Raw genomic sequence first — 14,815 nt, forward strand, 5'->3', positions numbered from 1 at the left:
TGTCGACGTAATCCGCTCAGCAGGCCGACGCGCGTCCCGCGGTCGTCGGCGGATTGTGCGCCACGTCCTCACCCCATCTGTTGCCTGCGTGAGACCCCACTGCATCGCCTCTCGCGAAGAGCCCTAGCGTAGCAGCCGGATCGGCAGAAAAATGGGGATTCACCTGCGGATTGTCCCACCGCGTCCACGCCCGAACGAAAGCGACGAAATGAGCCAGGATGCAGTCGAATTGACCCGCGGTCTGCTCACCGAGCCGGCCGCGCTGCGGCATGGTTTCCTCGACGTGTTGGGCGAATCGACGAGCTCTCCGGCCCCGACGGTCGCGCAGCGCGCCATGAACAGCCCCCTGGTCGCGACGGTCTACGAGCGGTTGTGGCGCCCGGCTTCGTTCTACGCGGCCAGCGGCGTCACCACCGGCGCCGAGCAACGGCGGGCGGCATCGGCGCTGCGGCTGTCCACCGCGGCGCGATTGCTCGACGTCGCCTGCGGCCCAGGCAATTTCACCGGCTCGCTGGCAGGACAGCTATCGGATGGCGGACTCGCGGTCGGTTTCGACATCTCCGAGCCGATGCTGGTGCGGGCCGTCCTGGACAACAGCACGCCGCGGACCTGCTACGTCCGCGGCGACGCCCGCGCGTTGCCCTTCGCCGACGCGACCTTCGACGCGGTCTGTTGCTTCGGCGCCCTGTACCTGATGCCCGAGCCGTTCCGGGTGGCACACGAAATGGTGCGGGTGCTCGCGCCCGGGGGGCGCATCGCGGTCCTCACCAGCTATGTCCCGGACCTGCCGGGAATCCGGCACGCGATGACCGCCGGCGCCCGCGTCATCGGGCTCACCATGTTCGACCGGCACGCCTTCGTCGACCTGTTCTCGTCGGCCGGGCTGGTCGGCGTCGATCAGCAGGCGCAGCGCGCGCTGCAGTTCGTCGCCGCAGCAAAGCCCGGCTGACGGTCGGCAGACCTTAGGAAGCCGCCTTGCACACGGCGAGGACGCGGACGACCGGCGTGCCCGCCTCGCACTCCAGGACCCAGGGGGCGCCGCCGTCCACGGCCTCGGACGTCAGCGTGAACATCACCGGCTGACCGCTGCGCTGCGTCATCTGCGTGCACTCCACCCGGAACAGGCGATAGTCGCCGCGTTCACCGACGGCGAGCGAGAAGCCTGGCCGCACCGACTCGACCGGCACCTTCTGCAGGTAGTAGTCAACGTTCATCCGTCGACCGTAGGGCCGGTATTCCGACGCGCCCGGCGCCGCCACGCGCCTCTTAGGCAATGTTCAGGCAAATTTTGGGACCGTATTAATCTTCCCCGCGCGCATGCGCACCGGGCCGCCGCACGAATTCGACGATGATCGACGCCATGTCGTCGATGGCGCGGCGCGGCATGACTTCGAAACCGTGAGTGCTCAGCGTGGGCACGCACAATAGGCCCGCGCGCGGCGTCAGCCCGTTGGCCTTCGAGTGCGACGCGTCGGATTCGAAGGCGCCCAGCACGGCCGCCTGTGGCGACAGGCCGAGTTCGGTGGCGATGCCCATCAACCGGTCGGCGACGTCTTTGTCGTAGACGCACAGCGCGTCGCTGTAGCCGACGATGGGCCCGCCGCTGACGCTGGTGCCGTACTCGCGCTCGGTGGGGCCGACCTCGAGGGCGAGGGTGAGGGTCCCCGGCAGCGACCCGCTGGCGTAGGTGCCCCCCACCCCGCCGATCTCCTCGTTGGTGGTGAACACGAAATAGGCGTCGTCGACGGGCCGTTGGCGGCGCTCGCGCAACAGGCGCGCGGCGCGCAACAGGGCGGTCACCGCGGCGCGGTCGTCGAGGAAGTAGCAACCCAGGTAGTCGCCGACCTCGACCAGCGTCCGCTTGCTGCGGTCGACGCAGACCCGGGTGCCGGGGCGCACCCCCGCGGCCTCGAGGTCATCGGGGCTGCGACCGGTGAAGACGTAGACGTGGTCCCAGTCCAGCGCGCGGTCGCCCTGGTCTGGCTTGGTCTGCCAGATCCGCTGGCTCTCCTGGGTGGTGTGTTCGGAGCCGAGGGTGAGCACCGCGGTCAGTGTTTCGCGTTCGCCGAGCACGGCGACCGGCCCGAGGCCGAAGTTGCCGGGATACATCGTGCCCAGCTGCGTGAGGTGCAGCGTGCCGTCCGGCTCCACCCGTTTCACGAGCATGGACAGCTCGTCCAGGTGCGCCATGACCCGCGTCGCGACGCCGGGCTCGGCAGCCGAGGACACCCGGTGCCGGTGCCCGTGCCCGTGACCGGCAGGGGACTCGGCGGCGATGTACCCGATGAGGTTGCCGGCGTCGTCGGTCCACATGTCATCGACGAGGGGTTGCAGTTCGCGGGCACACACCGCGCGGACGTCGGCTTCCTGGCCGCAGGGCCCGTAGGCCCAGAGGAGCTCCTGCAGCAGGCAATCGGTCGCGTCGTCCTCGCGCGTCGCCATGCGGTCCTTTCGTTTTGTGGCTCGTCGAAAGGATCAGTACCCCGCACGTGTGACGGGCAATCGCGGGCACGCTCGGCGCGCCGCCTACGCGTATGCGAGCTCCAGTCGTTCCAGGCGCCGCACCAAGAGACTGGGCAGCCACTTCCCCACCTCGGCGGCCGTGACGTGTGAGGTCCGCTCGAGGAGTTGGCCCAGCACGATGGTTGCCTCCAATCGTGCGAGGGCCGCCCCGACGCAGAAGTGGATTCCCTTGCCGAAGCTGATATGGCCCTTGGCCGCCGGGCGGTCGAGGCGAAATTCCGCGGGATTGTCGAAATGCGAGGGGTCGCGATTGGCCGCTCCCCACAACAGAAGCAGCCGCGAACCCGCCGGCAACTCGACGCCGCACAGTTCGGTGTCGTTGACGACGTGCCGGTAGTGCCCCCGGAAGGGCGGTTCGTAGCGCAGCACCTCTTCCAGAAACGGCCCGAGCAGATCCGGCTGATCGCGCACGTGCCGCTGGATATCCCCGCGCGTCGCCAAAACCCAAGCGGCAGAACCGATCAGGGATGCCGTCGATTCACCGCCCGCACTGAACAGGGTGATCATCATCGCGAGCGCCGCCAAATCGTCAAGCTCGCCGGAGGCACACGCGGCGGCGAGGTCACCCAATAGATTGTCTTGTCGGTCGCCTGCAGCGCGCTGGAACTGTTCGGTGATGTAGCCGCCGAGTTCCATCACTGCGACGCCGGCCGCATCCATCTGGTCCTGGGTGACCAACCCTTCGACGACCTGGGTCGCGGAGTAACCCCACCGGATGAGCTTGTCGATGTCGGCGTCGGGAACACCGATGATCTTCCCGACGATCATCATCGGCAGCCTGTTGGCCATCGCGCTCATCCACTCGATGCCTCCGCCTCGCGCGCGGGCGTTCCAGATGCCGGCGGCGGTGTCGGCGATGAAGGGCTGAAACGCGCGGATGCGCTTGGCCGCAAGCTGTGGCAACAGCGCCTTCCGATGCGCGGAATGCGCCGGCTCGTCGGCGGTCGCCAACACCTGGGTCGGTCCGCCGAGTTCGCCGATGTGGAAGGCGGTGACGGCGCCACCGGGCTGATACATCATGGTCGCGGTGAGGTTCGACGAGAAGTCGGAACAGCGCGTCACAGCCTCGTTGACCGCTTCCCAACTGCTCACGGCGTAGAAGCCCGAATCGCCGATGCGGTGGACGGGGCCGGCCTCGTGCATCCGTTTGTAGAGCGGATGCGGGTTCTGGATGAACTCGTCATCGAATAGCGCCAAGCCGAGGCCGCCAGCGTCCGATGTCATGTCTCAACGCTGAACGGCGAAGGCGCGCAGCGTCAATGGACTGCCCCGAAGTTGCGATCCCGGACCGTCGCGTCGCGACGGCAACGTCTCAGCGGGGGCGACTCACCTGCCCCAATACTGCAATGTGCCGCGAACTTTGTCTCAGAACTGAGAAGATATTTGTTCAGCGACTCAAGGGGGTGAGGCCCGTGGTTCGCGACGACTGGGTCGTCGGTGGCGACCGCCGGGCAGCGGCGGCCGATCGCATCTACGCCGCCGCGACCGAACTCGTAGTCCGCGAAGGGCTGGACGCCTTCGACATCGACGCGCTGGCGGCGCGGATCCACTGCTCGAGAGCCACCATCTACCGCTACGCAGGTGGCAAAGCCCAGATCCGGGACGCGGTGCTGATCCGCCTGTCAGCGGGGATCATCGAAACGGTCCGGCGTGCCGTGGACGGGCTGACCGGCCCCGAGCGCGTCATCACCGCCGTCACCGTCGCGCTCGAACAGATCAGGTCCGATCCGCTCCGGCGACTGATGCTCGGCCCGGGTAGTTCCCCAGATTTGGGCGAGTTGCATTCCTCGCCGGTGCTCAGTCACCTTGCGGCGGAACTCACCGGAATCGCCGACGACCCCGAGGCGGCACAGTGGATCGTGCGCGTGGTGTTATCCCTGGCCTACTGGCCGCTCGCGAACAGCCGCGTCGAACGAACGGTGTTGCAACGATTCCTGGCTCCCGGCTTCACCCAATAGATGAATCGAGGCCGTCCGGCGTGCCATCTTGTTGACGACCGTCATTGACGATCGTCAACGAGCAAGGGTACGGTGCCTCCATGCGGTCGCTTCGCACTCCCTCCGCGGCCCAGGCGACGGTCGGGGGCGTTCGAGAGACCCGGCGACTCGAAACCCGGGCCCGGCTATTCGACGCCGCGTTGGCCGAAATCGGGCAGCGCGGCGTGGCCGCGGCCGACGTGAGTGCCATCGCCGCGGCCGCGGGCGTGGTGCGGGGAACGTTCTATTTCCACTTCCCGACCAAGGAGCATGTTCTCGTCGAGTTGGAGCGCAACGAGGAGACTCGGATCATCAGCCAACTCGGCGACGCCCAGGGCGATCTCGTGTCGGTCCTCTCGCAGCTCGTCGCTCATGTGCTCGATGCCGAACGTCGTTTGGGCGAAGCGGTTTTCCGCGACATGCTGGGTCTGCACTTCTCCTCGTCTCGTCCGGTCGAAGACGAGTTGGCGCAACACCCGCTCGCGGAGTTCTTGGTCGGGGTGATCGGCCGGGCGCAATCCGCCGGGCAGGTCTCCTCGGATGTAGACGCGGCGGAACTCGGGGTCTTTTTTCTCACCGGGCTCTTCGCGCTCCTGGCCACCGGGACACACGATGCCGCGCTGTTAAGTCGTTACGTGACAACGATCGTCAAGGGGATGGAGAAGCGATGAACAACACGAGCATCGAGGGGTACCGGGATTTCCTGGCCCGGCGTGACGGCGAAGCCGACCTGCTCAACAGGCGATTGGCGAATCGCGAGCGGTTCTTCGACGAACTCGAAGCGAATCCCGTCCGGTCGGCCCGCCCGATCGATCAAGAGACATTCCTTCGCAACCTGCGCCGCCGGCGACCGGAAGCCGGGCTGGACAGCAAGATGCTGTTCCTGCTGGCCACGGCCAAGCTGAATCAGGCTGAACGGTTCGGCGTGGGGCTCGGCGAAACCTACGGGCGCAACAGCGATCAGAATCTGCCGCCCGAGAACGTCTACCTCGAGCTGGAAGAGCACTACCACACCCGGCTATTGGCCTACGCGCTCGACATCTTTGGCTTGACATTCCAGGTCGTCCCCCCACCATTCGTGATGCGGCAGTTCGTCAAGACCGGCGTGTTCCTTCCCGAACGGCTGAGCTTTGTCTTCGTCGGAGCCGCGGAGATGGCGGGCTGCATCATGTTCGACGAACTACGCCGCGTCGGCATCAAGCTGTTCAGCGACGAACCGGACGTCGCGGAGCGAATTGAACTGCTGTACAGCGAAATCCTGACCGACGAGATCGGACACGTGGGTTACTGCGCATCTCGTTGCACCGCCGGCGAGCGCGCGATCATGCGCCGGATCTATCCACTCATCGGACGAATGTTCGCCCGTCAGACCGCCGAGATCAGCCTCCTGATCGACCCGAAGGCATTGCACGCGCGACTCGGCCGACCCTTCAACATCGATGAGCTCACCGCCGAGCTGGACAACGAAACGTATCTCGTCACCCACCCGTGAACAGTTGGGTCTGCGCGAGCACGGGATCCCGGTACACGGAGTAACGTCATTGGCCGGTCCGGGGAACAAGTAGCGAACTTCTGGCGGTGCGATGCAGCTGATCTGGCTGAATGTTGCCGATCTGATCGCGCAGGCCGGCGGCGACCCGTGGGCGATCAACCGGAGCCTGCAGGCCGGGAGCCCGCTCGAGATCTCTCAACTGGCGGGAGCCTTCCACGACGCGGGCCGGTGCACGGCCGAGGCGGACCATGCGTTCGAGCAAGCCCGGCAGCGTTTCGACGCGGCGTGGAACCACCAGAACGGCGACCACCCGATCAACGACTCCGCCGAGGTGCAGCGCACCGTCAAGTCGCTTGGGGCGCAGTCCCTGCAACTGCCCAAGATCGCGTCCGATCTGGAAAGCATCGCCGCCGCCCTGGCCGAGGCGCAAAGAGCAGGCGCTCAACAGATCGCCGCGCTGGAACGGCAATTGCAGCTGCTCGACAAACTGATCGGCGCGGCGATGGAGGATCTCAAAGATCGCAACCTCGACGCGAACAGCCGGTCCCAACTCGAATCGCTGATCAAGGACGCCAAAGCCGACGCCGCCGACGAGACCAGGGATGCCCTGCACCAGCTGCAGTCGATCCGCGACGGCTACTCCAACACGCTGCAGCAGTCACTGGGTGCCCTGCACGGCGACGGATACGACCAGTCGGGTATCCAGGCGGTCGAGGGTCCGCTCTCGCCGGTGCCGGACCTGCCCGACGACCCCACGAAGTTCGCGCAGGTCTGGAGCACTCTGACGCCCGCGCAGAAAGACCGTGAGTACCAACGGAATCCGTTGATCGGCAACCACAACGGGATGCCCGCAGCGGACCGGGATCACTACAACCGGCTCGATCTCGCCGACGAACTGGGCCGCGCTCAGGCCGCCGCCGCGCAAGCCGACGCCCTGCGGGCCCAGCATCCCGATTGGGCTGAGGGCAAGAACATTCCGGCCCCCAACGAGCCCGGGGCGATCTTCGACGATCGCCTCGCCTACGAGGCGTGGCAACGCCAATACGACGCCGCCCGGGATGGGGCCAAGTACCTGCCCGACCTGCAGGCCGTCGACAGAACCGTCAAGGCGAGCCCGGACCGCAAGCTCATGCTGCTGGACACCAAGACCGGCAAGCAGGCCCGGGCCGCGATCGCCGTCGGGGACCCTGACACGGCCACCCACGTATCGGTGACCGCGCCCGGCTTGAACACCACCGTTCGCGGCGCCATCGGCGGCATGGTGTCCGAGGCCACCGACGTCAGGAAGGAAGCCCTGCGCCAATTGAACCTGACCCCCGGCCACGAACACGACACCGTCTCGGCGATCGCGTGGATCGGTTATGACCCGCCGCAGGTGCCGGGGTTCGACGATCTCGGCAAATCGTTCGCCGGTGGATGGGATGTCAGCCACGACGCCGTCGCCCGAGCCGGCGCCCATGACCTGGCCGGCTTCTATGACGGGATACAGGCCGCCCACCACGGTGGGCCGGCCGACCTCACCGCGATCGGACACTCCTATGGGTCACTGACCACCGGGCTGGCCCTGCAAGAGCCCGGCGACCACGGGGTGTCACGGGCGCTGTTCTACGGCTCCCCCGGCATCGAAGCCTCCACACCCCAACAACTGCACCTGCAGCCCGGCCACGTGTTCACCATGGAGACCCCCGACGACCCGATCCAATGGACGTACGACGGACCCGCCATCGCCCACGACGTGGCCCCGTTCCTCCCGCCGCCCTTCAGAGACCTCGCCGAAAGCATCTTGGGCACGGCCGACGCCACCGGCGCCGGCCACTTCGGCCCGAACCCGGCCACCAACCCCAACTTCACTCACCTGGCCACCGGCCCCGCCACCGTTCCCGACGGCCACGGGGGCACCCTCACCCTCCAGGACGCGCACGGCCACAGCGATTACCCCCGCTTTCCCGACGGCGGAGGTCTCAGAACGACCAACTACAACATCGCCGCCGTCCTCGCCGGACTGGGCGACAAGGCGGTTCCCACGAAGTGAGCAACAACCGAGCAACCAGTTCCCGCAACCTGCGACGCCACCCGATCCTGTGCACCGCCGTGGCCGCACTCGCCCTAGCCGCAGGAGGATGCCACGTGTCCCAGCCCTACGCACCCACCCCGCCCAACGACGCCGCCAAGGCGCTACAGGTGCTCAAGTCCCTGCCCTCGTTCGAGGACACCCAGGCCCAGGTGCAAGCGGCGATGAACGAGATCACCGCCGCCGCAAGCCAAGTGGTTCCCTCGATCACCTGGGAGACGCCGCAGGAAGGCTCCGGCGACATCTGCGAGCGACCGTACGAGCAAACCGACGGGAAACGGTACTTCCTGCCCGACGCCGTGGCCGCCAACGTGCCGGTCTCCGAGCAACAGTGGGCGACCATCCAAGAGGCCGCCAAACAGGCGGCCGCCAAGCTCGGCGCGACCGACATGCAGGTGATGCACAACAACCCCGGAAACCACGACGTGGGCTTCTACGGCCCCACCGGCATCTTCATCAAAATCGGCTACCGGGGAAACCTCGTCGTCTCGGGCTACACCGGCTGCCGACTGCCGCGTGACAAGAAATAGCCGGGCGACAAGCGACCCTGACCTGGTCAAACTTTGTGGAGCTAAGGGGATTCGAACCCCTGACCTGACCAGGCAAAGTGCCGTTTCAACTGCGATTTCGCTCCGACTCGGTCCGATTCAGTCCCGCTCGTTACCTGCGGTTTCGTTCTCGGGTATTGACGGCGTCAAGACCGGTGAAAGGGCGCGGTGTAATTCGTCAAACCCGGGAGACGGTGATGTCTGCTTCGGTCAGGCGCGTGTATGCGGCGATGTCGGTGATGGCGATGCGGTGTCCTCGGGCATCCAGTGGACGGGCGAGGATCTGGACCCACGAGGCCGAAGACTATGCCGGCCGGTCGACACTCATTGGTCGAACGAAGAGGCGGCAGCACGTCGGCGCGTGACTGCAACCCTGCGCGTACGGCGCAGACGACACTCGCGCGACTACGGTGCAGGCGGGATGCGATGTCCCTGCGCCGAGGTGCCCGGGTGGCGGATCGTGTCGTGCCCGAGTTTGCGATTGTGCATGGGTTCGCGCGCCGACTTCTGGTGTTCGAGCTGCCGGATCAACTCATGCTTGGCGTCGTGAAGGGCGCGCGTGATGTCGCGGTTGTCGGCGACAGCCACGAGCGGCGGGAGACCAGGCAAGGTGGTTCGCAACGTGACGCGCTGCTCCTTGCGGCCGCGATCCTGCAACGAGACTTCCAGGCTGATGTCAAGCGGGTCCCGCCGGCCCAGATGCGGCTCGAGCGTAGCCAACGCCTCCAGCACGTACAGACGTTCCTTGGCGACGAATCCCGCACCCATGTGCAGGACGCACTCACCGAGCGGATTATGCGTTCTGTCGCGGGACCTTCTCATCGTGCTTATGGTGACCTCATCTCTGGTGATCTGGTTGCTGAACGATCGTGGCCAGCAGCTGCCGAAGTGGCGCGGTGGCGATGCCGATGGCGCCGTCGGCGATCCCGTAGGGGATCACCAGGGTGTCGGCGTGAACCAGCGCGCCGCAGGAGTAGACGACGTTGGGCACGTAGCCGTTCTGTTCGTCGTGGGAGGGGCTCAGCAGTGGGCGTCGCAGCCGGCCGAGCACCCGGGTCGGATCGTCGAGGTCAAGCAGAATCGCGCCGATGCTATACGTGCGCATGGGTCCGACGCCGTGCGTGAGCACTAGCCACCCTGCGTCGGTTTCGATTGGCGGGCCGCAATTTCCGAGTTGCACCGCTTCCCATGCCTCAGCCGGCTGCTGGCAGGGCGACGCGCTCGGCCAGACCGCCAGATGGTCGGCGAAGGCGACGCTGTTGGTCTCGCGGTCCGATCGCGACACGGCGGCGTAGCGACCGTGTATTCGTCGGGGGAACAATGCCAAACCTTTGTTAGCCGCGGCCTTCCCGACTAGCGGCCCGGAGGTGAAGGACTGGAAGTCCTTGGTCTTGAGCAGTTGTTGGCTGATGTGGGATCCGCTGTAAGCCGTGTAGGTGGCGTAGTAGGTGACCGAGCCGTCGTCGTCGACGAAGCGGACGAATCGGGCGTCCTCCATGCCAGCATGCTCGGCCTCCATCGAAGGCCACAGCACACGCTCGGAAACCGATACTTCGCTGGGGAATTCGACGGCATAGGATCGATCGGCGATCGCACGGATCAGGGCGACCGCGCGCTCCCCGTGTTCGCGGGTGCTTAGGTGGGCCCGGAGATTGTCGAGTCGCGCGTCGAGGTCGGATCGCGTGAAGCGGTCGCCGAGCGCATCGAGGACGTAGTTTGCGGCCTCGCCGGCATTCCCGATGCGGCCGAGTTCGCCGCGGAACACCGCGGTCTCGAGCAGCGCGCCCGACGCGCTTCCGGTGGTGGCGAAGCGGGTCGGCTCGTCGATCGTGACCCGGCCCCCAGCGTCGACGACACCGGTGCGGAACCCGATGGACGAGCGGTGTCCTTCCCCGATCCCCCGCACGCTCATCACGAATCGCAGGCTGCCTGCCGCCATGACGGTCTGGTCGGGGTGGGCCACAATGCTGGGGTTGCAGAGCGCCGCCCCCTCGATGGCGTACTCGCTGGTAAAGGTCGCTCCCAGCAACAGCATTCGCGCATCGGAGAGGTGGATGTCGGGATCCAGGCGGTCGGCGAGCTCGCGGGCGTGCCGACGGAACGTGCCCGCGAGGTCACGGTGGCGTCCGTCGAAGCGGATGATGATGTCGTCCAGGGACGACCGAACGTCTTCGTCGGTCAGCGCCAGGATGCGCTTGAGTACCACTCCCGCTCGGGACTCCTGACGCTCGAAGCCCTCCATGCCGGGCACGAAGAGCTGGGTGATCACCCGCGCCGCATTGGCCGCGATCCGGTGAGGGTCGCGGGTGACGAGCCCGGTGCGCGTCAAAGTCATTGTGGGACTAGCGAAAAGCGCCGCGTGTGTTGCAGGGTGGAGATCACCGCGAGGGTCGATTCGGCGCCCTGGTTGAGGTTGACGCACTCAGCGAGCAACCCGTCGAAACCACCACCGGTCTCCGTGTCCCACATGAGCAACCCGGAGTCGTTGGCGCCCTGGAACCAGGCGGCAGACGACCGGATCCCATCCGGCCAGAGCGGACGCGGATCGGCGGCTGCGGCGCGTGCGCAGGCGTCGGCGAGGGTGGCCACCTCGATCGGCTGCTGGTCGAAGGCGGGCCGGCTGTCCTGCGGTCCCCGGCCGCCCGCGGGGGCGGGCGACAGGTGGCCGCCAATCGTTTCGTAGTCGAGCAGCCACTCCAGCAGATCCAGGCCACGCTGTTTCAAGTCCGGGTCGTCCAGCGCGACGCCGGCAGCGATCATCGCCTCGGGGAGAATCGCATTCGCGTAGGTGAGCCTTGGCTCGGGCCATGGCCAGTCGGACTTGGTCTCGGGTCTCGCGACCGTGGCGGCGTAGTCGGTGAGGAGTCGCAGGGCCGCGGAATTACCGGGCTCGACGCTGAGAAGTTCGGCGGCGCCGACGGCGGCGAACGACATCGCCCGCGGCCACGGTGACCTGGCCTTAGCAGCGCGCTCGAACTGAATCACGGCCAGTCGGCTCACCAGGCTGACGTCGCTGTGGGCGGCGGCAGTGCCGAGCCCCCAGACGCAGCGGCCCCAGTGGTCGTCTGTGGTGGGCTGGTCGGTCCAATGTCCGACGTGGTCCATCCGGTTGCGGCAGGAGCCGTTGTAGGACTGGGCGTCATTCAAGAACTGCAGGGCCTTGCGGGCGAGGCCGTTCACGGCACCTGGTGCGTCGGGCTCGCGGGTGGTGACGACGAGCACCCTGGCCATGTCGTCGGTGCAGTACCCGTGCTCACGGCGGGGCACGGTCATGCAGGCGTGCTCGAAGGTGGCACGATGGTCCGTCATTCGCAGCAGGTGCGCGAACACCGGGGTGGGCGCGGCGCCGGTCACGTCAGCGCGGACTGAGTAGCCAGCAGCCGTTGCGCCACGCCGACGTAGGCGTTGGCGACGACGGGCCAGGCGATCGTCGGGGCCAGTCCGCGGGCTTCGGCGGCCATGGACTCGGCGACTTGCGGATCGGTCAACAGCCGGCGCAGCGCTGCGACCAGTGCGTCGGGATCGTCGTGAGCAACGACGGTGCCCGCGCCGCTGCCGAGGAGCTCGACCGCGTGCGGGAAAGCGGTGGCGACGATCGGGCGGCCACTCGCGACGGAGTCGACCAGCACACCGGAGGTGACCTGGTCTTTCGAGTCGTAGGGCAGGACGACGACGGTAGCCGTCTGGATGAGCGCGGTGAGCTCTTCGGGGGTGCGGTACACGGCGTCGAAGGACACCGAATCGGCGACGCCGAGGCGTTTCGCGTGCGCGACAAGTGCTTCGCGATATCTTTCCCCCTGCGCGGCGAGGACCTTGGGGTGAGTGCGGCCGGCGATGATGTACCGCGGCGGGTTGGGCAGGTTCTTGAGCGAAGCCATGGCGTCGATGACCCGCTCGATGCCCTTGCCCGGTCCCAGCAGACCCCAGGTCAACATGGTCGACCGGTCAGGATGGTGCACGCCATTGGTCCTGGGGAGCGCCGCGCCGTGCGGAATGATGGTGATTTTGTGGCGGTCGACGGCGAAGCCTGCGCACAGGCGTTGGCGGGCCACCTCCGACATCACGATCACTTGATCGGCCAATGCTATCACCGATTCGAGCACCGAAAGTTGGTGTGGTGTCGGATGTTTGAGCACTGTGTGAACGACGACGATCGACGGGACGCGCAATCCGGCCATGATCTGGACGACTTCGTCTCCGTCGGGACCGCCATAGATGCCGTACTCGTGCTGGATGACGGCGACGTCGCTCCGGTTGAGGAGCTCGAAGGTTGCCTCTACGGACGAAGCCGAGCCGTTGACGAGCTCGCCGGCGACGTTGGGCTCCTCGGAGACGTCACCGTCGGCGATGCGCACGACATTGACGTTGGCGCCTCTGGCTGTCAATCCGCCTGCCAGGGCTGCGCTAAAGGTCGCCAGGCCGCATGGTGTCGGCGAATAGGTGCCGAGGATGCCAAAACTCGGCATGTACGAAAAGTGTTGCATCCCAAAGGGAGCAATCAACGGCTGAAACAACGATGGAACATTCAAAATTATCCCGACTGAACGGTAAATACTAACGATGGGTCCGGCGTGAGCGGATGCTCGGGCAGATCAGCGTCATAAGCTGAGCCATTCCGGATGGGCTGGGAGTACCAGCACCCCTCACGCTACACCCTCACCGGCCGAAAGGCGTGGTCTGCACTTTGCGGTCACCGCAAAGGGTTTGCACGATGGCGAGACGCTTGCGTTCGGTGTTCTCACGTTCGGTGTTCTCAAACGTGTGTGGATGCCGCCGCGGTTTGGCGCTGTCGAAGACAGTTTTCGTCATACCAGCAGCCTTGGCGCGGCGCTCTGTTGGTCCGACGTTTGGCGCGAAGCTGAGCCCCACATGGCGAACGCGCACTCCAGCGCCAGCCCTATATCAGTCGGTGCGGATCAGGTCCCGTCACACCTTGCATGGCCACGGCAGCAGATTTCACGCCGAATCTTGACGGGAGTCTTGACCTGAGGTTCGGGTAAACCGCTTTCGATCCCTGAACCGCTGTCTCCAGTGGAGCTAAGGGGATTCGAACCCCTGACCTACTCGATGCGAACGAGTCGCGCTACCAACTGCGCCATAGCCCCTGATCGCTAGCAGGCTACCAGCCGCGGCCCGAACCGCCGAACCGCACTACTCGCCGACGGCCCGCGGCAAGTCCCTGGACCAGCCGTAGTGGCGCATCGGCATCGCGTAGTCCAGATGCTCGAAGATTGGGTCCTCGTCGTCGATCTCCAGAACCACTGCGCCCGGGCGCCGCAGCCGCGACGGCACCACGTCGTAGTCGCGGTCGTAGGCGTTCTCCACGCCCATCCGCGCCCGCGCCATCCGCTGCATCCGCCGGCGACGCACCTTCTCCTCGATGCGGGTCTGGCGCCGCAGGTAACCCAGGTAGAGCAGGGTCACGGCGGTGGCGGTGCCGCACACCCACCAGGCGCTGGGCGAGATCTTGAACGCGGCCGTGGCCGAGCCCACCAGCACCACCGCCATCACCATCAGCACGCGCTTGCGGAATTTGTACTTGCGGGCGCTGACGGCGGCCGCGGTCTTCGCATCGAACCGGCGGCGCCGCGAGGCGTTCCGCGGCACCGGCGCCGGCATTTCCTCGTCGTCGGCTTCCGCCTCGGGCTCCAACCCGGAGGAGTCCTCGATGTATTCGTAGCCCTCGTCGTCCTCCTCGTCGCCGGCGTGGGCGACGACGTCGGTGTCGGACTCCTCGTCGTCCTCGTCGGCGTCGGCTTCCTCCTCGACCACCGCAGCGACGCCGGCCGGGAGCGCCTGCGAATCCTCGACGACGTCGACGTCGAGGTACTCGGGCTCGGTGCGCTCGGACGCCGCGGCCTTCACGACCACCGGACGCAGCTGGCGCAGCTCGTCGGTGTCGTCGTCGCCGCGTTCTTCGTCGTCGTCCTCGTCCGCGGCGAGGTCACGCTCGTCGTCGAGCACGTTGTCGGCCGCCTCTTCCGGCGGCTGCCAGTCGGGATCGCTGCGGTGCCCGGCGGCCGGACCGCTGCGTTTGATCAGCCGCGACTTCGCCCCGCCGTTGAGGACCCGGGTGGCCAGGGCCACGTCGCTGGTGCGCCGCACGGCGTCGCGTTTGCTGACGAGCATCGGCACCAAGACGAACAGCCAGAGCACTACGAGCGAGATCCACAACAGTGACTGCGGAATGCTTGGCATGACGACC

15 protein-coding genes and 1 tRNA gene are annotated in these 14,815 nt (G+C 66.7%); 6 read left to right on the top strand and 10 right to left on the bottom strand.

Features of this window, described 5'->3' with window-relative positions:
* Positions 1–208 precede the first annotated feature (208 nt).
* Positions 209–949, top strand: coding sequence for a class I SAM-dependent methyltransferase (locus G6N37_RS14110; RefSeq protein ID WP_163681370.1), 741 nt, complete (start codon positions 209–211; stop codon positions 947–949).
* A 13-nt stretch (positions 950–962) separates the two neighbouring features.
* Here G6N37_RS14110 and G6N37_RS14115 read toward each other — a convergent pair whose 3' ends face one another.
* The 3 genes from G6N37_RS14115 to G6N37_RS14125 all read right to left on the bottom strand — a co-directional run bounded on the left by G6N37_RS14115 (position 963) and on the right by G6N37_RS14125 (position 3,747).
* On the bottom strand, positions 963–1,214 hold the full coding sequence (locus G6N37_RS14115) for a hypothetical protein (protein WP_163681372.1): 252 nt from the start codon (positions 1,212–1,214) through the stop codon (positions 963–965).
* Between the two features lie 85 nt (positions 1,215–1,299).
* Positions 1,300–2,442, bottom strand: coding sequence for a peptidase M42 (locus tag G6N37_RS14120; protein ID WP_163681374.1), 1,143 nt, complete (start codon positions 2,440–2,442; stop codon positions 1,300–1,302).
* A gap of 84 nt (positions 2,443–2,526) precedes the next feature.
* Entirely contained in the window at positions 2,527–3,747 is a 1,221-nt protein-coding gene (locus tag G6N37_RS14125; RefSeq protein ID WP_163681376.1) for a cytochrome P450, read from the bottom strand.
* Positions 3,748–3,935: 188 nt separating this feature from the next.
* On the opposite strand from G6N37_RS14125, the gene G6N37_RS14130 reads away from it, so the two are divergent.
* The 5 genes from G6N37_RS14130 (at position 3,936) to G6N37_RS14150 (ending at position 8,592) form a co-directional block, all read left to right on the top strand.
* Positions 3,936–4,481 (top strand): TetR/AcrR family transcriptional regulator, encoded by a 546-nt coding sequence (locus G6N37_RS14130; protein WP_163681377.1) that lies wholly within the window; start codon positions 3,936–3,938, stop codon positions 4,479–4,481.
* A gap of 80 nt (positions 4,482–4,561) precedes the next feature.
* Positions 4,562–5,170, top strand: coding sequence for a TetR family transcriptional regulator (locus G6N37_RS14135; RefSeq protein WP_163681380.1), 609 nt, complete (start codon positions 4,562–4,564; stop codon positions 5,168–5,170).
* Complete coding sequence (locus G6N37_RS14140; RefSeq protein ID WP_163681382.1) at positions 5,167–5,991, top strand: hypothetical protein; 825 nt, start codon at positions 5,167–5,169, stop codon at positions 5,989–5,991. The genes G6N37_RS14135 and G6N37_RS14140 overlap by 4 nt, the downstream gene beginning before the upstream one ends.
* 91 nt (positions 5,992–6,082) lie before the next feature.
* Positions 6,083–8,023, top strand: a complete 1,941-nt coding sequence (locus tag G6N37_RS14145; RefSeq protein WP_163681384.1) for a putative alpha/beta hydrolase — start codon at positions 6,083–6,085, stop codon at positions 8,021–8,023.
* Between the two features lie 95 nt (positions 8,024–8,118).
* Positions 8,119–8,592, top strand: a complete 474-nt coding sequence (locus tag G6N37_RS14150; protein ID WP_163681386.1) for an LppA family lipoprotein — start codon at positions 8,119–8,121, stop codon at positions 8,590–8,592.
* Positions 8,593–9,015: 423 nt separating this feature from the next.
* Here G6N37_RS14150 and G6N37_RS26245 read toward each other — a convergent pair whose 3' ends face one another.
* The 7 genes from G6N37_RS26245 to sepX form a co-directional block, all read right to left on the bottom strand.
* Positions 9,016–9,432 (bottom strand): hypothetical protein, encoded by a 417-nt coding sequence (locus tag G6N37_RS26245; RefSeq protein WP_232074983.1) that lies wholly within the window; start codon positions 9,430–9,432, stop codon positions 9,016–9,018.
* Positions 9,433–9,448: 16 nt separating this feature from the next.
* Positions 9,449–10,945, bottom strand: a complete 1,497-nt coding sequence (locus tag G6N37_RS14160; protein ID WP_163681388.1) for a glycoside hydrolase family 130 protein — start codon at positions 10,943–10,945, stop codon at positions 9,449–9,451.
* Complete coding sequence (locus G6N37_RS14165) at positions 10,942–11,964, bottom strand: glycosyltransferase (protein ID WP_163681390.1); 1,023 nt, start codon at positions 11,962–11,964, stop codon at positions 10,942–10,944. The genes G6N37_RS14160 and G6N37_RS14165 overlap by 4 nt, the downstream gene beginning before the upstream one ends.
* Positions 11,961–13,094, bottom strand: a complete 1,134-nt coding sequence (locus tag G6N37_RS14170; protein ID WP_163681393.1) for a glycosyltransferase — start codon at positions 13,092–13,094, stop codon at positions 11,961–11,963. The genes G6N37_RS14165 and G6N37_RS14170 overlap by 4 nt, the downstream gene beginning before the upstream one ends.
* 172 nt (positions 13,095–13,266) lie before the next feature.
* Positions 13,267–13,419: a hypothetical protein gene (locus G6N37_RS14175; RefSeq protein WP_163681395.1), complete on the bottom strand. Its 153-nt coding sequence runs from the start codon at positions 13,417–13,419 to the stop codon at positions 13,267–13,269.
* 223 nt (positions 13,420–13,642) lie between these two features.
* Positions 13,643–13,715: transfer RNA gene (locus tag G6N37_RS14180), tRNA-Ala, on the bottom strand.
* A gap of 46 nt (positions 13,716–13,761) precedes the next feature.
* Positions 13,762–14,808, bottom strand: coding sequence for a divisome protein SepX/GlpR (sepX, locus tag G6N37_RS14185; protein ID WP_163681397.1), 1,047 nt, complete (start codon positions 14,806–14,808; stop codon positions 13,762–13,764).
* Positions 14,809–14,815: the final 7 nt, after the last annotated feature.

Source organism: Mycobacterium seoulense (assembly GCF_010731595.1).
GTDB classification, from domain to species: domain Bacteria; phylum Actinomycetota; class Actinomycetes; order Mycobacteriales; family Mycobacteriaceae; genus Mycobacterium; species Mycobacterium seoulense.